Origin of the sequence: Curtobacterium sp. AG1037, from assembly GCF_003349855.1 — a bacterium.
Classification (GTDB): domain Bacteria; phylum Actinomycetota; class Actinomycetes; order Actinomycetales; family Microbacteriaceae; genus Curtobacterium; species Curtobacterium citreum.
The window spans coordinates 1-24,504 of the sequence record NZ_QQAO01000012.1 but is presented as its reverse complement, the minus strand read 5'-3'; the positions used below and the strand labels follow the sequence as shown (position 1 = coordinate 24,504).

Annotated in this window: 28 protein-coding genes; 19 read left to right on the top strand and 9 right to left on the bottom strand. The window is 73.0% G+C overall.

The genetic code is table 11. The annotated features are described in order from the left end of the window. The first annotated feature begins 1 nt into the window (after position 1). Both DEU32_RS14950 and DEU32_RS14945 read left to right on the top strand, forming a co-directional pair. On the top strand, positions 2 to 2,014 hold the full coding sequence (locus DEU32_RS14950) for a M13 family metallopeptidase (RefSeq protein WP_114851244.1): 2,013 nt from the start codon (positions 2 to 4) through the stop codon (positions 2,012 to 2,014). Beyond that, on the top strand, positions 2,014 to 2,973 hold the full coding sequence (locus tag DEU32_RS14945; RefSeq protein WP_114851243.1) for a serine hydrolase: 960 nt from the start codon (positions 2,014 to 2,016) through the stop codon (positions 2,971 to 2,973). The genes DEU32_RS14950 and DEU32_RS14945 overlap by 1 nt, the downstream gene beginning before the upstream one ends. Before the next feature lie 21 nt (positions 2,974 to 2,994). On the opposite strand, the gene DEU32_RS14940 is transcribed toward DEU32_RS14945, so the two are convergent. Then, positions 2,995 to 3,411, bottom strand: coding sequence for a GNAT family N-acetyltransferase (locus DEU32_RS14940; protein WP_114851242.1), 417 nt, complete (start codon positions 3,409 to 3,411; stop codon positions 2,995 to 2,997). Positions 3,412 to 3,442: 31 nt separating this feature from the next. Continuing rightward, on the bottom strand, positions 3,443 to 4,159 hold the full coding sequence (locus tag DEU32_RS14935) for a DUF4232 domain-containing protein (protein ID WP_114851241.1): 717 nt from the start codon (positions 4,157 to 4,159) through the stop codon (positions 3,443 to 3,445). Positions 4,160 to 4,303: 144 nt separating this feature from the next. On the opposite strand from DEU32_RS14935, the gene DEU32_RS14930 reads away from it, so the two are divergent. Both DEU32_RS14930 and DEU32_RS14925 read left to right on the top strand, forming a co-directional pair. Then, positions 4,304 to 4,951, top strand: a complete 648-nt coding sequence (locus DEU32_RS14930) for a hypothetical protein (RefSeq protein ID WP_147281491.1) — start codon at positions 4,304 to 4,306, stop codon at positions 4,949 to 4,951. A 100-nt stretch (positions 4,952 to 5,051) separates the two neighbouring features. Beyond that, positions 5,052 to 5,333, top strand: a complete 282-nt coding sequence (locus DEU32_RS14925) for a hypothetical protein (RefSeq protein WP_114851239.1) — start codon at positions 5,052 to 5,054, stop codon at positions 5,331 to 5,333. 16 nt (positions 5,334 to 5,349) lie between these two features. On the opposite strand, the gene DEU32_RS14920 is transcribed toward DEU32_RS14925, so the two are convergent. Together DEU32_RS14920 and DEU32_RS14915 are read right to left on the bottom strand one after the other, a co-directional pair. After that, the gene (locus DEU32_RS14920; protein ID WP_258554893.1) at positions 5,350 to 5,748 is read right to left on the bottom strand and encodes an NUDIX domain-containing protein; all 399 of its coding nucleotides are present in this window, start codon (positions 5,746 to 5,748) and stop codon (positions 5,350 to 5,352) included. A gap of 29 nt (positions 5,749 to 5,777) precedes the next feature. After that, positions 5,778 to 7,088 carry a glutamyl-tRNA reductase gene (locus DEU32_RS14915; RefSeq protein ID WP_114851237.1) on the bottom strand — a complete coding sequence of 437 codons (1,311 nt, stop codon included), beginning with the start codon at positions 7,086 to 7,088 and terminating at the stop codon, positions 5,778 to 5,780. A gap of 89 nt (positions 7,089 to 7,177) precedes the next feature. Here DEU32_RS14915 and hemE point away from each other — a divergent pair, with 89 nt between their 5' ends. The 11 genes from hemE to hemL all read left to right on the top strand — a co-directional run bounded on the left by hemE (position 7,178) and on the right by hemL (position 17,055). Beyond that, a complete protein-coding gene (gene hemE, locus DEU32_RS14910; RefSeq protein WP_258554892.1) occupies positions 7,178 to 8,320 on the top strand; it encodes a uroporphyrinogen decarboxylase in 1,143 nt (380 codons plus the stop codon). Then, positions 8,317 to 9,645 carry an NAD(P)/FAD-dependent oxidoreductase gene (locus DEU32_RS14905; RefSeq protein ID WP_114851236.1) on the top strand — a complete coding sequence of 443 codons (1,329 nt, stop codon included), beginning with the start codon at positions 8,317 to 8,319 and terminating at the stop codon, positions 9,643 to 9,645. The genes hemE and DEU32_RS14905 overlap by 4 nt, the downstream gene beginning before the upstream one ends. A 98-nt stretch (positions 9,646 to 9,743) precedes the next feature. Then, a complete protein-coding gene (locus tag DEU32_RS14900) occupies positions 9,744 to 9,998 on the top strand; it encodes a hypothetical protein (protein ID WP_114851235.1) in 255 nt (84 codons plus the stop codon). Then, entirely contained in the window at positions 9,995 to 10,426 is a 432-nt protein-coding gene (locus tag DEU32_RS14895; protein WP_114851234.1) for a phage holin family protein, read from the top strand. The genes DEU32_RS14900 and DEU32_RS14895 overlap by 4 nt, the downstream gene beginning before the upstream one ends. Positions 10,427 to 10,464: 38 nt before the next feature. After that, positions 10,465 to 10,695, top strand: coding sequence for a hypothetical protein (locus DEU32_RS14890; protein ID WP_114851233.1), 231 nt, complete (start codon positions 10,465 to 10,467; stop codon positions 10,693 to 10,695). A 70-nt stretch (positions 10,696 to 10,765) separates the two neighbouring features. Beyond that, entirely contained in the window at positions 10,766 to 11,491 is a 726-nt protein-coding gene (hemQ, locus tag DEU32_RS14885) for a hydrogen peroxide-dependent heme synthase (RefSeq protein WP_058741589.1), read from the top strand. Further along, a complete protein-coding gene (locus DEU32_RS14880; protein WP_180225874.1) occupies positions 11,488 to 12,726 on the top strand; it encodes a ferrochelatase in 1,239 nt (412 codons plus the stop codon). Before hemQ ends, DEU32_RS14880 begins: the two co-directional genes overlap by 4 nt. Beyond that, positions 12,723 to 13,802: a hydroxymethylbilane synthase gene (gene hemC / locus DEU32_RS14875; RefSeq protein ID WP_373286876.1), complete on the top strand. Its 1,080-nt coding sequence runs from the start codon at positions 12,723 to 12,725 to the stop codon at positions 13,800 to 13,802. Before DEU32_RS14880 ends, hemC begins: the two co-directional genes overlap by 4 nt. Before the next feature lie 285 nt (positions 13,803 to 14,087). Next, positions 14,088 to 14,642 carry a uroporphyrinogen-III synthase gene (locus DEU32_RS14865; protein ID WP_229666932.1) on the top strand — a complete coding sequence of 185 codons (555 nt, stop codon included), beginning with the start codon at positions 14,088 to 14,090 and terminating at the stop codon, positions 14,640 to 14,642. Next, positions 14,639 to 15,694: a porphobilinogen synthase gene (gene hemB, locus DEU32_RS14860; RefSeq protein WP_258554891.1), complete on the top strand. Its 1,056-nt coding sequence runs from the start codon at positions 14,639 to 14,641 to the stop codon at positions 15,692 to 15,694. Before DEU32_RS14865 ends, hemB begins: the two co-directional genes overlap by 4 nt. Next, positions 15,691 to 17,055: a glutamate-1-semialdehyde 2,1-aminomutase gene (hemL, locus tag DEU32_RS14855; RefSeq protein ID WP_114851231.1), complete on the top strand. Its 1,365-nt coding sequence runs from the start codon at positions 15,691 to 15,693 to the stop codon at positions 17,053 to 17,055. Before hemB ends, hemL begins: the two co-directional genes overlap by 4 nt. Positions 17,056 to 17,165: 110 nt before the next feature. Here hemL and DEU32_RS14850 read toward each other — a convergent pair whose 3' ends face one another. From DEU32_RS14850 to DEU32_RS14835, 4 genes are all read right to left on the bottom strand, one after another. Further along, positions 17,166 to 17,960, bottom strand: coding sequence for an ATP-binding cassette domain-containing protein (locus tag DEU32_RS14850; protein ID WP_114851230.1), 795 nt, complete (start codon positions 17,958 to 17,960; stop codon positions 17,166 to 17,168). Beyond that, positions 17,960 to 18,625 (bottom strand): GntR family transcriptional regulator, encoded by a 666-nt coding sequence (locus tag DEU32_RS14845; protein WP_114851229.1) that lies wholly within the window; start codon positions 18,623 to 18,625, stop codon positions 17,960 to 17,962. Before DEU32_RS14845 ends, DEU32_RS14850 begins: the two co-directional genes overlap by 1 nt. A 108-nt stretch (positions 18,626 to 18,733) precedes the next feature. Then, positions 18,734 to 19,711: an MDR family oxidoreductase gene (locus DEU32_RS14840; protein ID WP_114851228.1), complete on the bottom strand. Its 978-nt coding sequence runs from the start codon at positions 19,709 to 19,711 to the stop codon at positions 18,734 to 18,736. A gap of 202 nt (positions 19,712 to 19,913) precedes the next feature. Continuing rightward, positions 19,914 to 20,942 carry a 6-phosphofructokinase gene (locus DEU32_RS14835; protein WP_058741596.1) on the bottom strand — a complete coding sequence of 343 codons (1,029 nt, stop codon included), beginning with the start codon at positions 20,940 to 20,942 and terminating at the stop codon, positions 19,914 to 19,916. A gap of 79 nt (positions 20,943 to 21,021) precedes the next feature. On the opposite strand from DEU32_RS14835, the gene DEU32_RS14830 reads away from it, so the two are divergent. The 4 genes from DEU32_RS14830 (at position 21,022) to DEU32_RS14815 (ending at position 23,324) form a co-directional block, all read left to right on the top strand. Further along, on the top strand, positions 21,022 to 21,975 hold the full coding sequence (locus tag DEU32_RS14830) for a DNA-3-methyladenine glycosylase (protein WP_114851316.1): 954 nt from the start codon (positions 21,022 to 21,024) through the stop codon (positions 21,973 to 21,975). Between the two features lie 309 nt (positions 21,976 to 22,284). Then, positions 22,285 to 22,848: a M23 family metallopeptidase gene (locus DEU32_RS14825; protein ID WP_181819309.1), complete on the top strand. Its 564-nt coding sequence runs from the start codon at positions 22,285 to 22,287 to the stop codon at positions 22,846 to 22,848. A 46-nt stretch (positions 22,849 to 22,894) separates the two neighbouring features. After that, on the top strand, positions 22,895 to 23,074 hold the full coding sequence (locus DEU32_RS14820) for a hypothetical protein (protein WP_114851226.1): 180 nt from the start codon (positions 22,895 to 22,897) through the stop codon (positions 23,072 to 23,074). A 61-nt stretch (positions 23,075 to 23,135) separates the two neighbouring features. Continuing rightward, positions 23,136 to 23,324 carry a zinc transporter permease gene (locus DEU32_RS14815; protein ID WP_114851225.1) on the top strand — a complete coding sequence of 63 codons (189 nt, stop codon included), beginning with the start codon at positions 23,136 to 23,138 and terminating at the stop codon, positions 23,322 to 23,324. A gap of 95 nt (positions 23,325 to 23,419) precedes the next feature. Here DEU32_RS14815 and DEU32_RS14810 read toward each other — a convergent pair whose 3' ends face one another. Next, a complete protein-coding gene (locus tag DEU32_RS14810) occupies positions 23,420 to 24,283 on the bottom strand; it encodes an NAD-dependent epimerase/dehydratase family protein (RefSeq protein ID WP_114851224.1) in 864 nt (287 codons plus the stop codon). Between the last annotated feature and the right edge of the window lie 221 nt (positions 24,284 to 24,504).

Genomic DNA, 24,504 nt, shown 5'->3' with positions numbered 1-24,504 from the left:
CATGACGGACGTCGCACCCACGCCAGGGAACCCGAGCACGGGCACCACGCAGACCTCGGGAGCCCTCGGCTCCGGGATCACGACCGACGAGCTCGACCCCGCGGTCCGACCGCAGGACGACCTGTACCGGCACGTGAACGGCTCGTGGATCGACGCGACGCCCATCCCCGACGACAAGGCGCGGTACGGCTCGTTCACGGTGCTGGCCGAGGCTGCCGAGGAAGCCGTCCGCGCGATCGTCGAGCGCTCCCAGCAGGCCGCTCCGGGGACCGAGGAGCGGAAGGTCGGCGACCTCTACACGTCCTTCACGGACGAGCAGCACCTGGAGTCGCTCGGCACGGAGCCGATCGAGCCCCTGCTCGCCGAGGTCGACGCGGTCGACTCCGTCGAGGACGTCGTCCGCATGGTCGGCCGCTTCGAACGGCTCGGGCTTCCCGGGTTCCTGCAGCTCTTCGTCGACAACGACCCGGGCGACCCCGAGTCGTACGTCGTGTTCCTCGAGCAGTCCGGCCTCGGGCTGCCCGACGAGTCGTACTACCGCGAGGACCGGTTCGCCGACATCCGCGCGAAGTACCGCGAGTTCGTCGCCGCGATGTTCCCGCTCGCGGGCTTCGACGACGCGGCGGAGCGCACCGATCACGTGATCGCGCTCGAGACGGCGCTCGCCGCGGAGCACTGGGACAACGTGACGACCCGCGACAGCCAGAAGACCTACAACAAGATGCCCTGGGCGGAGATCGCCGGACTCGTCCACGGCACCGACCTGCAGCACTGGGTGGACGCCATCGACGCCCCGGCCGGCGCCTTCGAGACGGTCGTCGTGCGGGAGCCCTCGTTCATCACGGGGCTGGTCGCGCTCCTGCACCGCGAGCCGGTCGGGGCGTGGAAGGACTGGCTCCGCTGGCAGGTGGTCCGAGGATCCGCGGCCTACCTGACGAGCGCGCTGTCCGCGACGAACTTCTCGTTCTACGGCACGGCCCTCACCGGTGCGCCGAAGCAGCGCGAGCGCTGGAAGCGCGGCGTCTCCCTGGTCGAGGGTGCGATGGGCGAGGCCGTCGGGCGGATCTACGTGCAGGAGCACTTCGACGAGACGTCCAAGGCGAAGATGGACGACCTCGTCGCCAACCTGGTCGAGGCCTACCGCCAGAGCATCACCGCGCTCGACTGGATGACCGACGAGACCCGCGCCCGCGCGCTCGACAAGCTCGACAAGTTCACGCCGAAGATCGGCTACCCGGTGAAGTGGCGCGACTACTCGGCGCTGGCCGTCGACCCGACCGACCTGCTCGGCAACGTCCGCGCGGTCGCGTCCTTCCAGGTGGACCGCGAGCTCGGCAAGATCGGTCAGCCGATCGACCGCGACGAGTGGTTCATGACCCCGCAGACCATCAACGCGTACTACAACCCGGGCTTCAACGAGATCGTGTTCCCCGCGGCGATCCTGCAGTTCCCGTTCTTCGACGCGGGCCGCGACGCCGCCGCGAACTACGGCGCGATCGGCGCCGTCATCGGCCACGAGATCGGGCACGGCTTCGACGACCAGGGCTCGCAGTACGACGGGGACGGCCGCCTGCAGAACTGGTGGACCGAGGCCGACCGTGCCGCGTTCGAGGACCGCACGAAGGCGCTCATCGCGCAGTACGACGCCCTCGTCCCGACCGAGGTCCCGGACGGCCACGTCAACGGCGCGCTCACCATCGGCGAGAACATCGGCGACCTCGGCGGCCTGTCGATCGCGTGGAAGGCGTACCTGCTGTCCCTCGACGGCCAGGAGCCGCCCGTGGTCGACGGCCTCAGCGGCGCCGAGCGGTTCTTCCTCAGCTGGGCCCAGGCCTGGCGGATGGCGATCCGCCCGGAAGAGGCAGCACGACTGCTCTCGATCGACCCGCACTCGCCCACGGAGTTCCGCTGCAACCAGGTCGTGCGGAACATCGACGGCTTCTACGAGGCCTTCGGTGTGACCGAGCAGGACGCCATGTACCTCGACCCGGCAGAGCGCGTCGCGATCTGGTGATGACCGAACCGGACGCGTCCGCGTCCTCCGAACCGGGTTCCACACGCCGTCCGCGGCGTCGACAGCACGTCGACGCCGCGGTCGGCGTCCGTGCGCGCGGACGGCACCGCGGTGGTGCGGACGAGCGGTTCGCGGCCGGCCTGGAGGCACTGGGTGCGCTGGCCCGGGACGGTGCGTCCGTCAGTGCGTCCGTCATCGACACCTCGACCGGCAAGGCCCTGCTGGCGGTGGACGACACGCTCGTGCAGCCCGTGGCGAGCCTCGGACGCGTCCTGCTCCTCATCGAGACCGCTGCGCAGCTCGAGGACGGCCGCCTGCACGGTGACCGGCTGCAGCGCATGGCGCGGGACACCGCCACGGGTGCTGGCCTCTGGCAGTTCCTGCAGGAGCCGACCATGCAGGTCCCCGACCTCGCGACGCTCGTCGGGGCGACGGCCGACTCCTGGGCGATGAACGCGCTGCTCTCCACGGTCGGCATCGACGCCGTGCGCGAGCGGGCCGAGGGGCTCGGGATCGAGCGGACCGCCCTGATCGACCGCGTGCGGGACCGTCGTGGTCCTGACGACGCCCCGGACGCCTCGGTGGCGCCCACCGGCGAGCTCGCCTGGCTGATGCGGGGTCTGGCGCTCGGCGAGGTCGTCGACGAGGCCGTGTCGAACCGGGTGCTCGGCTGGCTGTCCCTCGCGAGCGACCTGTCCCTCGTCGCAGGCTCGTTCGGCCTCGACCCCCTGGCGCACCGGGCGCTCGACCACGGCCTGCAGGCGGTCGTCGTCACGGGGTCGTCGACGGGGGTGCGGGCGGAGGCCGGCATCCTCCGCGGGCCGGGGTCGTCGGTGAGCTACGCCGTCACCGTGACGTTCGACGACGACTCGCTCCAGCGACGCCTCGGCGTGGTGGAGGCGCTCCGGACACTCGGTACCGAGGTGCTCGAGGTCGTGCACGCCCCGTCCTACCGCTGATCGCCGACCGCCCGCAGGGGTTCAGCGCAGCAGGACGAACGCCCGGAGCGACGACGGCTCGACGTCGTGTGCCTCGGTGAACCCGCGGGACTCGTAGAACGCGCGCTGTCCCGGCTCGGCGTCCGTGAGCAGCACGGTCTGCCGGACGTGCCCGTACCGCTCGAGCACCGCGTCGAGCAGCGCCCCGCCCACACCGGTCCGCTGCGCCGCCGGGCGGACCAGCAGGTCCTGCACGTACGCGATCGTGGCGCCGTCCGACACGACGCGCACGAGTCCGACGAGGACGCCGTCGTCATCCCGCGCGGCGAGCACGCGGTGCGAGCCGTCGACCGCACGACGCAGGACCGCCGGGTCACGCGTGTACGCCGTCCAGCCGACGGCGTCGTACAGGTCGACGAGTTCGTCGGTCGTCGGCCGTTCCGAGGAGATCGACGTCACCCGGCCATCGTGACAGATCGGCGGGTGGGGCTCAGTCGGCCGCCTGACCCTCGGGCACGAGCCCCTGGACGTCGAGCAAGGCTGCGCTCGACTCGGCGCAGGCGGTGTAGCCGCGGGCCGGTACGTACAGCGACTCCTTCGACCCCGGCGGGTAGACGCGGAACCCGTCCGCGGCGACCGGCGAGCAGGCCGCGTTCGAGAAGTCCTCCGCGTTCGCGATCTTCAACGGCGCGACCGCGATCTGGCCCGGCCGGAGCGTCACCGTGGGGTGCGCGGACGACCGGTCGAGCGCTGCGGCGGCCCCGATCTGCGTCCCGTCGCCGTCGCCCACGAACGAGACGCCCGGCCAGCCCTGGAGCGTGCACGTCGTCGAGCCGGTGTTCCGCAGGGTGATCTGGATGATCGTGCTCCCGGCGGCACCACCGCTGCCGGCCTCGGTGCCGCCGGCGAGCGACGACGCCGGACAGGTCGACCCGTCGGCCGAGGACCCGGACGAGCCGGAGGACCCAGACGAGCCAGCGGTGTCCGCTGAACCCGAGGACCCCGCGGCCGCCGACGATCCGCCGGAACCGTCTGCCCCACCGGACCCGCCCGAGGTCGGCGTCGCGGCAGGTGCGCTCGCCGTCGCCGTGACCGTCCTGGTCGCGGTCGGCGCGGCGTTCCCGCCGGACGAGCACCCGGCGAGGACGCCCAGGGCGAGCAGACCCGTGACGGTGGACACGACGATCGTCTTCACGTTGCGCTGCATGCCGCAACGCAACACCCGGTCTGGGGGACGGATCTCGGGGAGCGTCCAGCTGCTCCGTCCTCTGGATCACCTGACATACGGAATATCGACAGCCGCGCTCGGCCAGCATGGTCGCCGACCGTGAACATCCTGAGGAGGATCACCGTGAAACAGCCCATCCGTCGCGCCGCCCTCGCCCTGGCCGGCGCCGCGACGCTCGCCACCGTCGCCGTCCCGACGTCTGCGTTCGCCTGGGGCGACCCGGCCCCTGCGAGCGAGCCCGTCGCGATCACCACGGTGTCCGGTGCCGTCAAGACCGGTCCGCTGGAGTGGACCACCCACGACCGAGTGCCCGAGATCACGGCGACGAGCACCGTGGCGGGTCACTACACGATGTCCTTCGGGGGACGCGACATCTGTTCGGGAGAGGTCGAGGCCGGCGGAACGATCACCTGCACTGCGGACGCCGCGTCGGTGGGGGGCGGCATCGCCTGGATCAAGGTCGACGGCGCGGCGGGGACCGAGCGCGCAGCCGTGCGCCTCGAGTTCCTGGCCCACGCGTACGTCCCCGAGGGCACTGCGGTCCAGCGCGGCCCCGAGGCGGAGCTGTCCGTCCAGGCGCAGCCGGACGGCGCGCTCTGGGTCTCGCTCCCGAACGGTGAGGAGCGCTGGCTGACCGGCGACGCCGGCGGCCACTACTCCGCCGTCCTGGCCGGTCTGCACGCAGGTGACCAGGTCTTCGTCAAGCAGACCGTCGGTCCGTACTCGTCGTGGGGCGGCGACTGGGTCACGATCCCGGTGACCGCTGCCTGACCCTCGACGCGGGGACGGGTCTCGGGCAGTGTCCAGCCGCGCCGAGCATGCTCGCGACGACGAGGCACCAGCCACGCCACACGAGCGACGGAGGTCGGACATGGCAGGCAAGCACGAACAGGCACGCGGCGACGAGGGCCGCGCGGACGGCGTCGAGCCCCGCGCCGGCGCGTTCGTCGACAGCGACATCCCCGGCGACGAGCACGTCACGTCGAACGAGCCCGCCGGCGAGTTCGTGTCGAGCGACATCCCCGGCGAGACCCGACCCCAGGGCGCCGGTGACGGCCGCGACGAGGGCGAGTACGTCGAGTCCGACATCCCGGGCGAGGCCGAGCCGACCCTGGGTGAGGCAGCGGGGCACTACACCGACAAGGACCAGTAGCCCGCAGCGGTCGGGCTCAGTCGACCAGGTCGGCGATGACCAGCCGGCGGAGCGTCTCGATGCCCGCCGGCGGGCACCGGTCCGCGTCCGCGGACGTGACCCACTCCACCTCGTCCACCTCCGCGGAGGCGACCGGCGTGGCGGAGTCCGACGTGCCTCCCGGCCGGACCAGGAAGAGCGCCATCGCGACGATCGTCCCTGGAGCCTGTCCGTGCGCCGGCTCGGTGACGGTTCCGAAGGGCTCGAGGTCGGCGGCGGTGAGCCGCACCGCGATCTCCTCGTCGGCCTCGCGCAGCGCGGCCTGGACGTCGGTCTCGTGCGGTTCCGCCTTGCCACCGGGCAGGTAGAGGACGTCGCGGCCGCGCGCACGCACCATCAGGACGCGCCGGTCACGGACGAGCAGCACCGCGCTCACGCGCAGCGTGGGCGGGCCGGACAGGAGGCTCAGCTCGCGTCCGCCTCGTCGCGCCGGTCCGCGACGGGTGCGGTCCGGTCGGCCAGCGGGACGACGGGGGACGGCAGCTCGGCCTCGGGTTCGGGGTGGACGCCGTAGAGGGCGTCGAGGGCGCCGACGAACTCCTCGCCGCGCCCGGCACGGCCGAGTTCGCGGGCGCGGACGGACGGGCGGTGCAGCAGGACGCCGACGAGGTGCCGGAGTGCGCGCTCGGTCTGCTCGACGGACTCCGGGTCGGCGTCACGGCGCTTCGCCCGCTCGATCTCGTCGTCGAGGATGTCGAAGACGTGCTTCCGGAACGCGACGAGCGCCGGGGTCGTGGACTGCTCGAGCGCCTGGGCACGGAAGCGCGACACGGCGTCGTCCACCATCTGGCGCGCCTCGGACTCGGCGTTCAGCTCGGCGATCGGCGCGTGGATGCTGATCGTCTCGAGGTCGAGGAGCTCGACGCCGTCGACGTCCGCGGCGTCGGGGTCGACGTTGCGGGGGAGCCCGAGGTCGATGACGATCCGGCGCTGTCCGTCGTCGAGGTCGGCCGGTTCGACGACCGGGACCTCGCTCGAGGTGCACGTGATGACGACGTCGCTCGACGCGATCGCCCCGCGCAGGTCGGTGGCGGCGACGAGGTCGTGCTTGGCGGCGAACCACGGCGCGCGACCGGACGGCGAGAAGACCTGGATGTTCGCGGCACCGCGGTCGCGCAGCGCGGCGATCGTCGTGGCGGCGTAGCTGCCGGTGCCGACGAGCAGCACGCGGGTGTGCGCCCAGTCGGTGATGCGCGAGGAGGCGAGCTCGAGGCCGAGGCGGACGAGCGAGCGTCCGGCGGCGCCGATGCGGGTGCGGGTCTTGACGCCGCGGGAGGTGTGCGCGGCTTCCTGGAAGAGCCGCTCGAGCTCGGAGGTCGTGGTGCCGTTCGCGCGGGCGTCCTCGAGCGCGCGTCGGACCTGGCCGGAGATCTCGGTCTCGCCGACGACGACGGACTCCAGCCCGCTCGACACGGCGAACAGGTGCTGCACGACGTCCCCGCCGCCCAGGACCTGGACGGACTCGGCGACCTCGGCGGGCACGAGGTCGCTCGCGGTCGCGACGGCGTCGACGGTGGCCGACACGGCGGAGTCGCGGTCGCCGCCCGCGATGTCGAGGTAGGCCTCGAAGCGGTTGCAGGTGGCGAGGACGACGGCTCCGTCGAGCACGTCGGAGTCCGTCACCAGACGGCTCGCGGCGGTCGGTGCGCCGATGCTCAGTCGCTCCAGGAGATCGAAGCTGGCGTTGCGGTGCGACGCCGTGAGACAGATGAGCACGTCTTCCATCGTAACCCGCGATCGCTGCGCGGGCTGTTCGCTGACCGCGTGCTCATGGACAGCCCCGCGACCGATGGGAGAATCGTCCGGTGACCGACGCCACCACCCCTGCGCTGCCCGACACTCACCCGCTCGTGACCGGTCGGACCTCGGGGTCGCCGCTCGTCAGGGCGCTCCGCGGGGACCGGCCGGAGACGCTCCCGGTGTGGTTCATGCGGCAGGCCGGTCGGTCGCTGCCCGAGTACCGGGAGCTGCGGGTCGGCACCGCGATGCTCGACGCGTGCCTCGACCCGGCGCTCGCGTCCGAGATCACCCTGCAGCCGGTGCGCCGCCACGGTGTGGACGCCGGCATCTTCTTCAGCGACATCGTGGTGCCGATCAAGCTCGCGGGGGTCGACGTCGAGATCGTCCCCGGGCGCGGGCCGGTGCTCGGTTCGCCGATCCGCACCGCGGCCGACGTGGACGCCCTCGAGCCGCTCGACCCGGCGGCGCTCGCACCGATCACCGAGGCCGTGCAGCGGACCGTGGCGGAGCTCGGCGAGAAGCCCCTCATCGGGTTCGCCGGGGCGCCCTTCACGCTCGCCGCCTACCTGGTCGAGGGCGGCCCGTCGAAGGACCACATCCGCGCCCGCACGATGATGCACGCCGAGCCCGAGACCTGGGCCCGGCTGCTCGACTGGGCAGCGGGCGTCTCCGGGGCGTTCCTCCGGGCGCAGGTCACCGCCGGGGCGTCCGCCGCGCAGCTGTTCGACTCGTGGGTCGGTTCGCTCTCGCGTGCGGACTACGTCGCCTCGGTCGCCCCGCACTCCGCCACGGCGCTGGCGCACGTTGCCGACCTCGGGGTCCCGCGGATCCACTTCGGCGTCGGCAGCGGCGAGGTCCTGCACGAGATGACGACGATGGGCGAGCCGGCGGACACGCTCGCGGTGGACGCGGTCGGCGTCGACTGGCGCGTGCCCCTGGACGAGGCCGTCCGCCGCGTCGGCCCGGGCGTGACCGTGCAGGGCAACGTCGACCCCGCGATGCTGGCGGCCCCGTGGCCGGTGCTCGAGGCCCACGTCCGCGACGTCGTGCGCCGCGGCGGGGCGGCCCGGGCGCACGTCGTGAACCTCGGGCACGGTGTCCCGCCGGAGACCGACCCGTCCGTGCTGACCCGCGTCGTCGAGCTCGTCCACTCGCTCGGGAGCGGCGCGGCCGACGCCGCTGGCGACGGCGAGGAGACCGCCGCGTGACCGACGTCGTCGTGGTCGGCGGCGGGGTCGCCGGCCTGGTCGCCGCTCGCGACCTCGCGAAGGGCGGAGCGCACGTGGTGCTCGTCGAGGCGGGGGACCGACTGGGCGGGATGCTCCGCAGGCACACGGTCGCGGGCCTCGACCTCGACATGGGCGCGGAGTCGTTCGCGACCCGGACCGACGCCGTCGCGCGGCTCGCGACCGAGCTCGGCCTGGGCAACGACATCGTGTCGCCCGACCCCCGCGGCGCCTGGCTGATGACCCGCGACGGCCGCACGGCCCCGATCCCGCAGACCGGGTTCCTCGGCATCCCCGGGACCCCGATGGCCGCCGACGTCACCGCGGTGATCGGCCAGGGCGGGGGCTTCCGCGCGCAGATGGACTCGCTGCTGCCGTCCCCGGTGGGCGCGAAGGCGACGTCGCTCGGCGCCCTCGTCCGGAAGCGCATGGGCGAGCGCGTGCTCGACGACCTGGTGGTGCCGGTCGCGGGCGGCGTGTACTCGACCCACCCGGACCAGCTCGACCCCGACCGCGTCGCCCCCGGGCTCCGAGCGGCTCTGCAGCGCGAGGGGTCCCTCGCCCGCGCCGTGCTGGCCCTGCGCTCCCGTGCCGCCGCCGGCTCCGCGGTCCAGGGCATCCGCGGCGGCATCGTCCGGCTCGTCGACGAACTCGTGGCGGACACCGAGACGTACGGCGTCGAGGTCCGGATGCGCACACGGGCGACCGCGGTCGAGCGGCACGCGGTCGAGGTCGTCACCGCCCGCGGCACCCGCGAGCGGATCCCGGCGCAGGTCGTGCTGTCGTCCACCGCCGACCCGATGCGGACCGCCGCTCCCGACCGCACCGGCATCGAGCTCGTCACGCTCGTCGTCGACCAGCCCGAGCTCGACGCCGCGCCGCGCGGCACCGGGATGCTCGTGCACCCGGAGGCCGACGGCGTCAGCGCGAAGGCCCTGACGCACGCGACCGCGAAGTGGCCGTGGCTCGCCGAGGCAGCCGGCGGGCGCCACGTCCTGCGCCTCAGCTACGCGACCGCACCGCACGACGACGCGACGGACCCGGCGGGCGTGGCCACGAGCCTCCCGGTCGATCCGGACGACGCGGTCGGGACCCGCGCCACCCGCGACGCCACCGCCCTGCTCGGCGTGCCGGTGACCCCGGACCGGGTGGCCGGCGCGGCCCGCGTCCGCTGGTACGGGCCGGACCTGACGGCGGCCGGTCTGGCCGAGGGCGTCGAGGGCATCGGCGAGGCCTCGAGCGGCCGCGGACTCGCGGGCATCGTGGCGGCGGCCCGGGCGTCCGCTGAGCGCGTCCTGGGATCCTGAGCGGACCGGGGACCCCCCGAGGGCTACTGTGGTGGGACGCCGGACGTATTCCGTTCGGCGCATGACCACCGCACACCGAAACCACGGAGGATTCGCACATGCGAGGCAAGCTCCTGTTCGTCGCCGGCGCCGCACTCGGGTACGTCCTGGGATCGCGAGCCGGACGGGCGCGGTACGAGCAGATCAAGACCGTCAGCGGCAAGATCTGGAACAGCAACGGCGTCCAGAAGGGCGTGCACGTCGCCGAGGACTTCATCCAGGACAAGACCCCGGACGTCGCCGAGTTCGTCGGCGAGCAGACGAAGAAGGTCGTCCGCAAGGTCGGTCAGAAGAAGGACGCCCGCACCTCATGAGCGACACCCGCTCCCGTGGGTCCCGCTCGCTGTTCGGTCTGGTCGGGGACGTCCCGAAGCTCGTCAAGAACCTGGTCAAGGGCGAGATCGACCTGCTCAAGGCCGAGCTCATCGGCAAGGCGAAGATCATCGGCCTCGCCGCCGGGCTGCTCATCGGCGCCCTGGTCGTCCTGCTCTACGCGATCGGCGTCCTGCTCACAGCGGCCGTGATGGGCCTGGCCGTCGTGATGCCGGCGTGGCTCGCCGCGCTGATCGTCGCCGTCGTCATGCTGATCGTCGCCGGGATCCTCGGCCTGATCGGGTGGAAGCGCTTCCAGAAGGCGTTGCCGCTCACCCCGAAGCGCACGATCGACAGCGTCAAGGACGACATCAACGCGGTGAAGGGCATGGGCAACAAGCCCTCGAGCCGACCCGGCATCCGGTCCTGACGAGCACGACCGCGACCAGCACCCCCGACGGAGGAACCGTGACGGACCAGCACGACGACCTGGCGAAGCGCGTCCAGGCGGACCGCGACCAGCTCTTCGAGACCCTCGACGCGATCGAGGACAAGCTCAACGTCCCGAAGCAGCTCGGCATCGCCGCGTCGAAGGTCAAGCGGGGGATCGACGAGAAGCCCGTGCCCTACCTGGCGGGGCTCGCAGCCGGTGTGGCAGTGGTCGGGAGTATCGTCGTAGCGGTGCTCCGACGGCGGTAGACCGCCCCATCGGTGGTCCTCCGGACGCGGCGCGCAGCCACGACCCAGGCAACCGACAGGACAAGGACCCATGAGCTCCGACGTGCAGTCCCCCGCACACGAGACAGACCCTTCCTCGGGCATCGACCCGAACCTCTTGACGGCGTACGCCCTGTGGGCGGTCTTCCGCCGGCCGCTCGGCCCGGTCCACCGTCCGGGTGACGACGCCGTCGCCGAACTCGACGCAGTGGTGGCCGCTGCTGCCGAGCGCGGTGTCACGATCCGCGGGTTCTACGACGTGTCCGGTTTCCGCGCGGACGCCGACGTCATGATCTGGCTGCACGGTGACGACGCCCAGGCGATCCAGGCGGTCCTGCGCGAGGTCCGTCGCACCGGCCTGTTCCAGGACGCCGAACCGGTCTGGCACGTCATGGCCATGCACCGCGAGGCCGAGTTCAACAAACGCCACACCCCCGCGTTCCTGCGCGGCAAGGACCCCGAGGCCTGGATCACGGTGTACCCGTTCGTCCGGTCGTTCGAGTGGTACCTCCTGCCGGAGGAAGAGCGCTCGAAGATGCTCCGCGACCACGGCATCGCCGGCGCGAAGTACCGCCGGGTGCTCACCAACACCATCGCGACGTTCGCCCTGAGCGACTACGAGTGGATCCTGCCGCTCGAGAGCCCGGAGCTCGTCGACCTCGTGGACCTGATGCGCGACCTGCGCTACACCGAGGCGCGCCTGCACGTGCGCGAAGAGGTCCCCTTCTTCACCGGTCGTCGGGTGACGACCGCCGAACTGCCGGAGGTGCTGTCGTGACCGACACCAGTCAGATCTCGAACGGGCGGGGCACGGTCCTCGCCGCGACGCCCGCCGCGGCCGACGGCCCCGAGCACGTCGAGGTCCCGACCGCGTACGACGCGATCCTGCTGGCCGGCTTCGGTGGTCCCGAGGGCCAGGACGACGTCATCCCGTTCCTCCGCAACGTCACCCGCGGCCGCGGGATCCCGGACGAGCGGCTGGAGGAGGTCGCGCACCACTACCGGCACTTCGGCGGTGTCAGCCCGATCAACGCGCAGAACCGTGCCCTCAAGGCGGCGCTCGAGGCCGAGCTCGCGCAGCGCGGCATCGACCTGCCCGTGCTGTGGGGCAACCGGAACTGGGCGCCCTACCTCGAAGAGGCCTTCACCGAGGCCGCCGACAAGGGCTTCACGAAGCTCATCGCGATCGCCACGAGCGCCTACTCGTCGTTCTCGAGCTGCCGCCAGTACCGCGAGGACTACGCCCGCGTGCTCACCGAGACCGGTCTGATCGACACGATCCAGGTCGACAAGGTCCGCCAGTTCTTCGACCACCCGGGCTTCGTCCGGCCGTTCGTCGACGGCGTCCGCGACGGCATGGCCCGCGCGATCGCCGAGAACGACGGACTCGACGTCGCCACCGAGCTGCACGTCCTGTTCTCGACGCACTCCATCCCGTCCTCGGACGCCGCGAAGTCCGGCCCGGACTTCCGCGGGTTCGACGACCACGGCGCGTACGAGGCGCAGCACCTCGCCGTGGCCGAGGTCGTCCTCGAGCAGGCGTGGAACGAACTGCTCGAGCAGCCCGAGCACGCGCACCTGCGTGGCACGTCGAAGCCGGCCTGGAAGCTCGTCTACCAGTCGCGCTCCGGCCCCCCGTCGCAGCCGTGGCTCGAGCCCGACATCAACGACTACATGAACGACGAGCTCCAGGGCGGCCCGACCCGCGCCGTGCTCATCGTCCCGCTCGGCTTCGTGAGCGACCACATGGAGGTCATGTGGGACCTCGACGAAGAGGCCACCGAGACCGCCGGTGAGCTCGGCTTCTGGTCGCTCCGCACGCAGACGCCCGGTGTGGACCCGGCGTACGTGTCCGGCCTGGTCGACCTCGTGCTCGAGCGCGTCAACGGCACGCCGACGAGCGAGCGCCCGCACCTGACCGACATCGGCCCCTGGTACGACGTGTGCCGTCCGGGCTGCTGCGAGAACGTCCGCGCCGGGTTCAAGCCCGCGGCGGCCGGCGTCGCACCGTGACGGACGCGGACAGCGCGCCGACGACGACCGACGGCTCGGCAGCGTCCGACGGCCCCGCCCCGATCCGGCTCGGCACCCGCGCCAGCCGGCTCGCGGTCGCGCAGTCGCAGGACGTCGCCGACCGGCTGGCGAAGGCCGCCGGTCGGCCCGTCGAGCTCGTCACGGTGACGAGCGAGGGCGACACGAACCGTGCGTCGCTCGCGAGCCTCGGCGGCACGGGCGTGTTCGCCAGCGCCCTGCGCGAGGCGCTCGTCGCGGGCGAGGTCGACGTGCTCGTGCACTCGCTCAAGGACCTCCCGACGGCGCCGTACGACGGCCTGACGATCGCGTCGGTGCCGAAGCGTGCAGACGCCCGTGACGTCCTGGTCGCCCGGAACGCCGCGACGATCGACACCCTGCCCGAGGGCGCGAAGGTCGGCACGGGCTCGCCCCGCCGGGTCGCGCAGCTCCGGGCGAAGCGGCCGGACCTGGACGTCGTGGACATCCGCGGGAACATCGACACCCGGCTCGGCCGGGTCGAGGACGACCTCGACGCGGTCGTGCTCGCCGCCGCCGGTCTCGGTCGGATCGACCGGCTGGACGCCGCGACGGAGCTCCTCGACCTCGGCTTCTGGCCGAGTGCGCCCGGACAGGGTGCGCTGGCGGTCGAGATCCGGACGGAGGTGTTGACCAGCACGGCGAAGACGGACGAGAACCTGCTCGCCGCACTCCGGAAGCTCGACCACGCCCCGACGCGCCTGACGGTGACGGCGGAGCGCGAGGTCCTCGCGAAGCTCGAGGCCGGCTGCTCCGCCCCGATCGGTGCGACGGCGGTCGTGGACGCCGAGCTGCTGCTCGTCTCCGCGACGGTCTACCGCCCGGACGGGTCCGAGTACCGCACGGCGTCGCACGCCGCCCACCTCGACGGCTCGGCGCAGGACCGGCTCGACGAGGCCCTCGCGGTCGCCGGTCGTGTCGCCGCGGAGCTGCTCGAGAACGGTGCGGCCGAGCTGGCCGACCTCGCCTCGTCTGTGTCACGAGAGCCGGCCGACGGCGACCACTCGGCCGGGCCCGGCCTGGCCACCCCCGCGGAGTAGGCGGTCACCACGGACGACAGCACCCACGTCGCGGACGAGGCACGGCCCCCGGTCGTCCTCGTCCCGCGCGGGGGTGCGTGGGGCGACCAGGTCGCCGCAGCGGCCCGTGCACGCGGGCTCGAGCCCGTCGTCGTCCCGCTCATCACGGACGCACCGCCGGCGGACCCGGCAGCCCTCGACGCGGCCCTCGCCCGCCTCGGGGCGGATCCGGACAGGAGGCTCGGCGCGCGGCCCGCGGACCGCACCGGTCACGACGGGGTCGCGCCCGGTGCCCCGTGGCTCGTGGTGACCAGTGCGACGGCCGTCCGTGTGGTCGCCGGACGCACCATGCGCCTCCCGGCCGGGGTGGCCGTGGCCTGCGTCGGCGAGGCGACCGCCCGCGCCGCCCGCGAGGCCGGCTGGCCCGTCGACCTGGTGCCGGACGACGAGTCCGCCGCGGGGCTGGTGGCCGCACTGCCGGACACCGCCGGGCCGGTCCTGTTCCCGCGTTCCGAGATCGCCGCACCCACGGTCGTCGACGGACTGCGGGCCCGCGGCATCGACGTGTCGGACGTGGTCGCGTACCGTACCGTGGGGACGGGCGACGACCCGGTCGTGCTCGTCCCGCCACCCGACGCCGTGCTCGTGACGAGCGGGAGCGTCGCCCAGCAGGTCGTCCGCCGGATGACCCCCCTCGATCCCCGCACGCTCGTCGCGTGCATCGGACCCGCCACCGCAGACGCCGCCCGTGCAGCCGGGCTGCCCGTGCAGGTCGTCGCCCGCGGTCGGTCCGCAGCAGCCCTCCTCGACGCCGTCGTCGAGACCCTCCACCCGAACCCCAGAACAGGAAGGTCATCGTGACCGGACGCTTCCCGCAGGTCCGCCCCCGTCGGCTGCGCGCCACCCCCGCCATGCGACGACTCGTCGCCGAGACCCGGCTCCACCCCGCCGAGCTCGTGCTGCCGATGTTCATCCGCGAGGGCACGGCATCCGCGATCCCGATCTCGAGCATGCCGGGCGTGCAGCAGCACTCCCTCGACTCGTTCCGCCGCGCCCTGAACGAGGCCGCGGAGCTGGGCATCGGCGGCGTGAACCTGTTCGGCGTGCCGACGACGAAGGACGCCGAGGGGTCCGGCGCGACCGACCCCGACGGCATCCTCAACGTCGCGATCCGCATCGCGAAGGAAGAGGTGGGCGACGCACTCGTCGTGCAGTCCGACCTGTGCCTCGACGAGTTCACCGACCACGGCCACTGCGGTGTGCTCGCGGCCGACGGCTCCGTCGACAACGACGCGACGCTCCTGCGCTACCGCGACATGGCGGTGGCCCAGGCCGAGGCCGGCGCCGAGCTCGTCTGCATGAGCGGCATGATGGACGGCCAGATCGCCGCCGCCCGCGACGCCCTCGACAGCGCCGGGCACAGCGGCACCGCGCTCCTGGCGTACTCGGCGAAGTACGCGAGCGCGTTCTACGGGCCGTTCCGCGAGGCCGTGGCGTCGACCCTGCAGGGCGACCGCCGGACCTACCAGATCGACGCCGCCGACGGTCGGCAGGGGCTCCGCGAGGTCCTGCTCGACATCGAGGAGGGCGCTGACATCGTCATGGTGAAGCCCGCGATGAGCTACCTCGACGTGCTCGCCCGCACCGCCGACGTCTCCGAGGTCCCCGTGTGGGCGTACCAGATCTCCGGCGAGTACGCGATGATCACGGCAGCCGCCCAGAACGGGTGGATCGACCGCGACGCCGCGGCGATGGAGGCCCTCGTCGGCATCAAGCGTGCCGGTGCCGACGCGATCCTCACCTACTTCGCGGTGGACGTCGCGCGCCAGCTCAACCAGGAGGCCGGCCTGCGCACGACCGGCAGCACCGCGGCGGTGTCCGGCGTCGCCTCGACCGGGAAGGCCCCCGAATGACCACCACGACGGCGACCACGGCAGCGCAGTCCGGAGCGAACGGCCAGCTCTTCGCTCGAGCGAAGAACAGCATCCCCGGCGGCGTGAACTCGCCCGTCCGTGCGTACGGCTCCGTCGGGGGCACCCCGCGCTTCCTGACCGCCGCGAAGGGCGCCTACGTCACCGACGCCGAGGGGCGCGAGTACGTCGACCTCGTCGCGTCGTGGGGTCCGGCGATCCTCGGGCACGCGCACCCCGGCACGGTCGAGGCCGTGCAGCAGGCGGCGTCCCGCGGGCTGTCCTTCGGGGCGTCCACCCCGGGGGAGACCGAGCTCGCCGAGCTCGTCAAGCAGCGGGTGCAGGTCGACGGCGACGGGCCGATCGAGAAGCTCCGCATGGTGTCCACGGGCACCGAGGCGACGATGACCGCCATCCGTCTGGCGCGCGGGTACACCGGCCGCGACCTCCTCGTGAAGTTCGCCGGGCACTACCACGGGCACTCGGACTCCCTGCTCGCCGAGGCGGGCTCGGGCGTCGCGACGCTCGCGCTCCCCGGCAGCGCGGGCATCACCGCGGAGACCGCCGCGCAGACCCTCGTGCTGCCGTACAACGACCTGGACGCCGTGCGCCGTGCGTTCGACGAGCACTCCGAGCGCATCGCCGCCGTGATCGTCGAGGCCGCCGCCGCGAACATGGGCGTCCTCGCCCCGGAGCGCGGCTTCAACCGGGCGCTCGCGCAGATCACGAAGGCGAACGGCGCGCTGCTGATCGTCGACGAGGTCCTCACCGGCTTCCGGGTCGGCCCCGCCGGCTGGTGGGGACTCGAGGCGTCCAACACCGTGCCGGACGGCATCGGGTGGAAGCCGGACCTCGTCACGTTCGGCAAGGTCATCGGCGGGGGCATGCCCCTCGCGGCCCTCGGCGGCCGTCGGGAGGTCATGGACTTCCTCGCCCCGCTCGGCCCCGTGTACCAGGCGGGCACGCTGTCCGGGAACCCGCTCGCCGTCGCCGCCGGCACCGCGACGCTCCGGGCCGCGACGCCCGAGGTGTACGCGCACCTGGACCGGACCGCGGCGACGATCGCCGAGGCCACGAGCGCCGCGCTGTCCGCCGAGGGGGTGGCGCACACCGTGCAGCACGCGGGGAACCTGTTCTCGTTCGCGTTCCTGGACGAGGCGCCGCGGAACTACGACGACGTCCGGGCGCAGGAGGCCTTCCGGTACGCGCCGTTCTTCCACGCGATGCTCGACGCCGGCGTGACCCTGCCGCCGAGCGTGTTCGAGGCGTGGTTCGTCACGGCCGCGCACGACGACCGTGCCGTCAGCCGCGTACTCGAGGCGCTGCCGGCAGCGGCGAAGGCGGCCGCTGCCGCGACGGCGTAGGGGCCGATCGACGGCGGCGTTCGCAGAACGCAACGTCGGCGGTTTCTCGCAGCGACATTCCGCTGCGCGAACTCGCCGACGTTGCGTCTTGCGGGGGGCGGGATCGGTGGTCAGGCCGCCCGGCGGGCGTGCCAGCGGCCCTCGGTCCGCACCACGGCGAGCGGGAAGTCGAAGGCGTGCGAGACCGCGGAGGACGTGATGACCCGATCGGCGGGACCCTGCGCCACGACGGCCCCGTCCCGGAGCAGCATCGCGTGCGAGGTCGACGTCGGCAGGTCCTCGAGGTGGTGGGTGACCATCACGCTGCCGAGGCCGGGACGCCGGAGTCGGAGCGCGTCGACGGTGTCGAGCAGGTGCTCCCGTGCGGCGACGTCGAGTCCCGTGGCCGGCTCGTCGAGGAGCAGCAGGCGTGGCTCGGACATCAGCGCGCGGGCGATGAGTGCACGACCCCGCTCACCCTGGGACAGGACGGGCCAGGGTGCGTCGACCCGTGCCTCCAGGCCGACGTCCGCGACGTGACCCCGTGCGGTGGCGAGCTGCTGGGCGGTGGGTGACCACCGCATCATCAGGTCGGTCGTCCCGGTGACGCCGGTGAGCACGACCTCGAGCACGGTCAGCGGCGACGTCACCCGGTGTCGGGGGTCGACGTGCCCGATGTGCTCGCGGAGCTCCCGGACGTCGACGCGTCCGAGCCGTCGGCCGAGCACGTCGACGGTGCCCGCGGAGGGGTGGCTCGTCGCACCGAGGACCGCGAGCAGCGTCGACTTGCCCGCGCCGTTCGGCCCGAGCAGCGCCCAGTGCTCGCCGCTCCGGACCGTCAGGTCGACGTCGTGGAGCAGGTCGCGGCCGGAGCGCGTGACGCGCAGACCGGTGGCGTGGAGGAGGGCGTCGGTCACGCCCTCCATCATGCCGGGGTGCGGACCTCGCGCAGGTGGGCGAACAGCGCCGTGCCGAGGGCCCGGATGACCGCGCCGGCGGCGTCGCCGTCCTTCGAGCGGACCGCGGCGGCGAGGGTGTCGATGCCCGAGCCGGCGTCCCAGAACATGAACTGCGGCTCGGTGAGCATGACGAACTGGGTGCGGACGATGAGCGACTCGCCGAGCTGCCCCATGAGCGCGTTGCCGGTGTTCGCCACGAAGAAGCGCAGGAGCTCGTCGAGGGTCGCGAAGACCTTCGGGTCCTCGGCGGCGGCGCGGCGGGCCAGCTCGTCGAGGAGCTTCAGGGCCTTCTTCGACGCGGCGTCGTCGAGGCGGGGGACCGCCCAGCGTGCCGCGAGTTCGGCGTAGCCGTAGTACAGCTGCAGCGCGTCGTCGAACTGCTCGCGGGTCGGTGACGCGACGCGGGTGTAGCGGTTCGCCTCCATCTCGACCAGGCCGTAGTCGACGAGCTTCGCGATCGCCTCGCGGATCGGGGTGCGGCTGACGCCGAGCCAGGACACCAGCTCGTCGTCGTTCAGGCGCTCACCGGCCTGCAGGGTGCCGTCCTGGATCGCGGCGAGCATCTTCTCGAGCACCACGTCCCGCAGGAGCTTGCGGGGCGAGTTGTCGACGGTCGACTTGGGGACGGGCATGGTGCTCCTCACGGGTCCGGTGTGTGCCGTGTACCAAACCTAGCGTGTCAGTGCGCAAGCGTTTGGCAAATCACCTGCGAGCCGAATCGACGTCCGCGCCGACGCTGCTCAGGCGCGGAGGTCGACCACCGTCCGGCCGTGCACCCGCCCGGCGACGACGTCCGCGCCGACGCCGATCGCGTGCTCGAGGTCGACCGTGCGCGTGACGTCCGCCAGGAGCGCCGGGTCGAGGTCGGTCGCGAGCCGGTCCCACGCCCGCTGCCGCAGGGGCAGCGGGGCCTCGACGGAGTTGATGCCGAGGAGCGACACCGCGCGGAGGATGAAGGGCATCACGGTCGTCGGGAGCGCCGAGTCCTGCGCCAGACCGCACGCCGTGACGGCGCCGCCCCACCGGGTAGCGGCGAGGACGTTCGCCAGGGTCGCGCCGCCGACGCTGTCCACCGCGCCCGCCCACGTCGCCCGCTGCAGGGGCTTCCCGAGCTCGGCGAGCGTGCTTCGGTCGACGACCTCGGTCGCACCGAGCCTGCGGAGCGAGGCCTCGTTCGTCGTGCGCCCCGTCGAGGCGGTGACCCGGTACCCACGCGCCGCGAGCAGTGCGATCGCGACCGTGCCGACCCCGCCCGAGGCGCCGGTGACCAGGACCGGGCCGTCGTCCGGCGCGACCAGCCGCTCGAGGGCGAGGACCGACAGCATCGCCGTGAAGCCCGCCGTGCCGATCGCGGCGGCGAAGGAGTCCTCGATGCCGTCCGGCAGCACGACGAGGGCCCCGCTCGGGACGACCGCGTGCTCGGCCCAGCCGCCGTGCCGCGTCTCGCCGAGGCCCGCGCCGTTGCACACGACCCGGTCGCCGATCGCGACGTCGTGCACCCCGGGGCCGAGCGCGGACACCGTGCCGACGACGTCGATGCCCGGGACGAGCGGGTCGACCCGGGCGACGCCGGGGTTGCCGGCGAGGGCGAGGCCGTCCTTGTAGTTCACGCTCGAGTACGTGACGTCGACGAGGGCCTCGCCCTCGTCGGGTTCGGGCACGTCGACCTGCGTGACGGCGGGCGGGGTGGAACGGGAGACGAGGACTGCGCGCGTCATGCGTCGGACGCTACCCCGATCCTCCAGTCCGTCGTCCCGGCCGATCGCCCGTCGTTCCGGCCCATCACCCGTCGTTCCGGCCCATCGCGTCCGCGATGGGAGGACGATCCGCGCGTGGTGGGCCGGAAGGAACGCCCCACCATGCGCGGATCGGCCTCCGACGCGCGGAACGGCACCCCGCGCGCGGAACGGCACCCGCCGCTCACCCGAACAGGATCGCGGCCTCGTCGTAGCGGTCCTGCGGCACCGTCTTGAGCTCCCCGAGCGCGTCCTCGAACGAGACGTGCACGATGTCCGTCCCCTGCAGCGCGACCATCCGGCCCCAGCGACCCTCGACGACGGAGTCGATCGCCGCGAGCCCGAGCCGGGTCGACAGCACCCGGTCGTACGCGGTCGGCGTCCCGCCGCGCTGGATGTGCCCGAGGGTCGTCGCCCGCGTCTCGATGCCCGTCAGCTCCTCGATCATCGGCGCCAGGCGCTCCCCGATGCCGCCGAGCCGCGGCCGCCCGAACGCGTCGAGCCCGCGCTCGGTGTGCGCGTTGTCCTCGTGGTCGGGGACGAAGCCCTCGGCGACCACGACGAGCGGGGCGCGGCCACGGTCGTAGGCCGACCGCACCCACTCGGCGATCTGTTCCATGCTCGTCTTCTGCTCCGGGATGAGGATCGCGTGTGCGCCGGCGGCCATCCCGGAGTGCAGCGCGATCCATCCGACGTGGCGGCCCATCACCTCGGCGACCATGCAGCGGGAGTGCGACTCGCCGGTGGTGCGCAGGCGGTCCATCGCCTCGGTCGCGATCGCGACGGCCGTGTCGAAGCCGAACGTGTAGTCGGTCGCGCCGAGGTCGTTGTCGACGGTCTTCGGGACGCCCACGATCTTGAGCCCCGCGTCGGTCAGGCGCTTCGCGGCCGCGAGGGTGCCCTCACCGCCGATCGCGACGATCGCGTCGATGCCGTGCCGCTCGAGCGTCGCCGTGATGTTCTCGACGCCGCCGTTCGGCCCCTCGAACGGGTTCGTCCGGCTCGTGCCGAGGATGGTCCCGCCCTGCTTCGCGATGCCCTGGATGTCCTTGCGCCCGAGCGGCACGATGTCGCCGTCGACGACGCCCCGCCAGCCGTCGCGGAACCCCACGAACTCGTGTCCGTGGATCGCGATGCCCTTGAGCACGATGCCGCGGATGACCGCGTTCAGGCCGGGGCAGTCGCCTCCGGAGGTGAGGATGCCGATGCGCATGGAGACTCCCTTGTCGGGTGGTGCGGGGACGGTCCCATCATGTCCGACGGTGGTGTGGCATTACCATCCCCGTGTGTCCCTGCCGTCTCCCGTCGCCGCCGCCCCGTCGGCTGCGGCCGGTCGCGTGGACACGGTCTACCGGCCTGGAGGCGCGTTGGACGTCCGCGCGACCCTCCGGCCCCTGCAGCGCGGCTCCGGCGACCCCGCCTTCCAGGTGGTCGGCGCCGACACGTGGCTCGCCCTGCGCACGCCGACCGGCGCGGCCTCGGTGCTCGTCCGGCGGGCGGGCGCGGACGCCGTCGCGGTGTCGGCGTGGGGCGACGGCGCCGGGTGGGCGGTCGAGCACGCCCCGGACCTGCTCGGCCGCGGCGACGACTGGTCCGACCTGGACGTACGGGCGCACCCCTTCCTGGCCGAGGCGCGCCACCGCCAACCGGGGCTCCGCCTGCTCCGCACGAACACGGTCGTCGCGATGCTCGTGCCGGCGGTCATGGAGCAGAAGGTGACCTCGCGCCAGGCCTGGCGCGCCTGGCGGTACCTGCTGCGGCGATTCGGTGAACCCGCACCCGGGCCGGCGCCCGACGGCATGTTCGTGCAGCCGACCGCGGAGCAGTGGGCCCGGATCCCGAGCTGGGAGTGGCACCGGGCCGGCATCGAACCCGGTCGGTCGGCGACCGTGATGCGGGCGATGCGGGTCGCCCCGGCGCTCGAGCGGACCCTCGGGCTCGGCCGCGGGGGAGCGGTCGTGGCCGAGCGGCTGCAGTCGGTGCCCGGGATCGGCCGGTGGACGGCTGCCGAGACCGCGCAGCGTGCGCACGGTGACCCGGACTCGCCGAGCGTCGGGGACTTCCACGTGCCGGCGCTCGTCGGGTGGGCGCTCACCGGGGCGCCGGTGGACGACGACGGGATGCTCGAGCTCCTCGAACCCTGGCGTGGGCACCGGGAGCGGGTCGTGCGGCTGATCGGGGGCTCGGGCTTCCGGAAGCCGGCGTTCGGGCCGCGCATGACGATCCAGGACCACCGGTTCCACTGAGACCCGAGGCTGAGCGGGGGTACAGGTTCGTCCGTCGGACTGCCGACTTCTGCGAGCCAGGCCGCGCCGCTAGCGTCGGCTCCGGGGGCGAAGGGGTCGTCCCCGGAGAGGGGAACCGTGGACGACACGGAACTCGGTAGGGGGCCGACGCGGCGCCAGGTCCTTGCCTACGCGGGCGCAGCGGCGGGAGTCGCGGCGCTCGGTGGTGCGGTGACCGGAGGAGCCTCGGCACAGGCTGCTCCGTCGTGGCGGTACCCGTTCGATCAGGCGTACCCGATCTCGAGCGAGTTCGGTCCGAGGGTGCCGCCCGTGGAAGGTGGGAGCTCGTACCACCAGGGCATCGACTTCGCTGCGAGTGCGGGCACACCGATCCACGCGGTGTCGTCTGGCACCGTGGTGACCGCGGGGCCGCTCGCAGGATGGGCCTTCGGGAACCTCACCCGGATCCAGCACGACGGGTACATGAGTTGGTACGGCCACCAGAGCTCCATCGCTGTGAAGGTCGGGCAGCGGGTGACCGCGGGTCAGTACATCGGCAAGGTCGGGTCGACGGGCATCTCGAGCGGTGCGCACCTGCACCTGGGCCTGTCGACCGGGTCGAGCTCGACGTTCATCGATCCGGCACCGTACATCCTCGGCGCCCCGAAGTCGGACGGATCGACCGCGCCTGCCACACCGCGCGACGACGACTTCACGCTCATCAAGTCACCGGGCCGCGGCGCGGCCATCATCGGCGCCGGGTACTTCCGCGCCCTGCCGACGGCGGAGTTCGAGACGTGCGCCGTCTCGCTCGCCGGGCCCGCGGTCGAGGGCAACGACCGCCAGTTCGACGTCTGGAAGTCCATCGCGTTGAGCGGCACCGTCGCGGCCTGAGCCGCTCCACCGAGAAGCACGAAGCACCCACCACGAGGAGAAGTCCATGAAGCTCATCCAGTCCACCAACCGCGGCATCGCAGTCGTCGGCCCCGGGTACTTCCGGGGGCTCAAGAACCAGGAGGAACTCCAGGCCGCGACCATGGCCTGGGGTCAGCCGGTGATCGGCAACGACCGTCAGTTCGACGTGTGGAAGGCCATCGCGCTGCAGGGAACCACCGCCTGATCCCGGACGGATGCCAGAGCACGGCGTAGCCTCCTGTTGAGAACCGATCTCAGGAGGAACCATGACCGACCCGAACACCACCCCCGGAGCCGAGGGTGACGAGCACCGCGTCGCCGAGCACGACGTCGCGGCGCACGACCACGAGCAGGACGGCGGTGAGCACGAGACCGTCGAGCACGGCGACCACGTCGACTTCGTGCACGACGGCCACCGCCACGCTCGCCACGGGGACCACTACGACGAGCACTGATCGCCGGAGCGCGACCTGACGGACGGGAGGCCCGTGGCGGAGTCGCCACGGCCTCCCGTCGGTCGCGACGACCGACGCGCGTCGCTGCGGCGACGTCAGGGGTGCCGGACGCCCTCGCCCGCGAGCACCGCGCGGTACCCCTCGCGGAACGTCGGGTACCGCGGTTCCCAGCCCGTCGACCGCAGCAGCGCGTTCGACAGCCGCTTGTCGCCGCCCGCCTGCCGCCCGGACGCCTCGGCACGCGGCGGCTCCGGCACGCCGAGCTCGCCGGCCAGGAACACGAGGACGTCGTCGAGCCGGACCGGCTCGTCGTCGGTCCCCAGGTACGTCGGCGCCGGGTCCGGGACGGCCGCCAGGTGCACGAGCGCCGCGGCGGCGTCGTCCCGGTGGATCCGGTTCGTGTGCGGTGAGCCGCCCGCGACGGGGGCCAGTCGTGCGGAGCCGTCCCGCACCTGGTCGACCAACCGTTCCCGCCCGGGTCCGTAGATCCCGGAGAGCCGCACGAGCACGGCGTCCTGGCGTCGGGCGCGCAGCAACTCCTCGGCCTCGAGCAGTACGCCCGCGGTCGGTGTCCCCGCACGTGCCGGGGTCTCCTCGGACACCTCGCCGCCGTCGGACTCGTCGTACACCGCGGTCGAGGACACCACGACCACCCGAGGCGAGGCCCCGGACGCCTCGACGCCGTCGAGCACGTTCCGCAGCCCGTCCACGTAGGTCGCGCGGTACTCGTCGACGTCACGGGAGCCTGCGGCGAACGCCACGACGACGACGGCCGTGTCCGCGTCGATGGTCGGCGCCTCCCGTCGCAGATCGACGCTCCGGCCGGTGATCGGCGCCGGGATCCGTTCGGCTCGGCGCCGGAGCCCGACCACCGTGTACCCCTGGTCGGCGAAGCGGAGTCCGGCCTCGGTCCCGAGGTCCCCGCACCCGGCGATGACGGCGGTCTTCGTGTGCTGCACCCCTCGACCTTGCCACGGCCGTCGAGCGCCTTCGTCCCCCGGTTTGGTAACAGAACGGTAACGTCGCTGAATTCGGCCAAACCGATGTCCGTAGGCTCCCGAATCAGATGCAACAGCCGGGAAAACCCCGGAGCGCTCACCAGCCGCAGTCAGCTGGTTCTCCACCCCCATGTGGGGTGTGTTCGGCGCGCATACAGGGATATCGCGCCGAGCGCGACCAC

Bases quoted from the DNA above. Each gene is read 5' to 3' on its own strand.
- hemQ (WP_058741589.1), top strand. From the start codon at position 10,766: ATGAGCTCCGACGTGCAGTCCCCCGCACACGAGACAGACCCTTCCTCG.
- DEU32_RS14835 (WP_058741596.1), bottom strand. From the start codon at position 20,942: ATGCGCATCGGCATCCTCACCTCCGGAGGCGACTGCCCCGGCCTGAAC.
- DEU32_RS14900 (WP_114851235.1), top strand. From the start codon at position 9,744: ATGCGAGGCAAGCTCCTGTTCGTCGCCGGCGCCGCACTCGGGTACGTC.
- DEU32_RS14845 (WP_114851229.1), bottom strand. From the start codon at position 18,625: ATGCCCGTCCCCAAGTCGACCGTCGACAACTCGCCCCGCAAGCTCCTG.
- DEU32_RS14840 (WP_114851228.1), bottom strand. From the start codon at position 19,711: ATGACGCGCGCAGTCCTCGTCTCCCGTTCCACCCCGCCCGCCGTCACG.
- DEU32_RS14945 (WP_114851243.1), top strand. From the start codon at position 2,014: ATGACCGAACCGGACGCGTCCGCGTCCTCCGAACCGGGTTCCACACGC.
- DEU32_RS14815 (WP_114851225.1), top strand. From the start codon at position 23,136: ATGACCGACCCGAACACCACCCCCGGAGCCGAGGGTGACGAGCACCGC.
- DEU32_RS14925 (WP_114851239.1), top strand. From the start codon at position 5,052: ATGGCAGGCAAGCACGAACAGGCACGCGGCGACGAGGGCCGCGCGGAC.
- hemL (WP_114851231.1), top strand. From the start codon at position 15,691: ATGACCACCACGACGGCGACCACGGCAGCGCAGTCCGGAGCGAACGGC.
- DEU32_RS14895 (WP_114851234.1), top strand. From the start codon at position 9,995: ATGAGCGACACCCGCTCCCGTGGGTCCCGCTCGCTGTTCGGTCTGGTC.
- DEU32_RS14950 (WP_114851244.1), top strand. From the start codon at position 2: ATGACGGACGTCGCACCCACGCCAGGGAACCCGAGCACGGGCACCACG.
- DEU32_RS14935 (WP_114851241.1), bottom strand. From the start codon at position 4,159: ATGCAGCGCAACGTGAAGACGATCGTCGTGTCCACCGTCACGGGTCTG.
- DEU32_RS14820 (WP_114851226.1), top strand. From the start codon at position 22,895: ATGAAGCTCATCCAGTCCACCAACCGCGGCATCGCAGTCGTCGGCCCC.
- DEU32_RS14850 (WP_114851230.1), bottom strand. From the start codon at position 17,960: ATGGAGGGCGTGACCGACGCCCTCCTCCACGCCACCGGTCTGCGCGTC.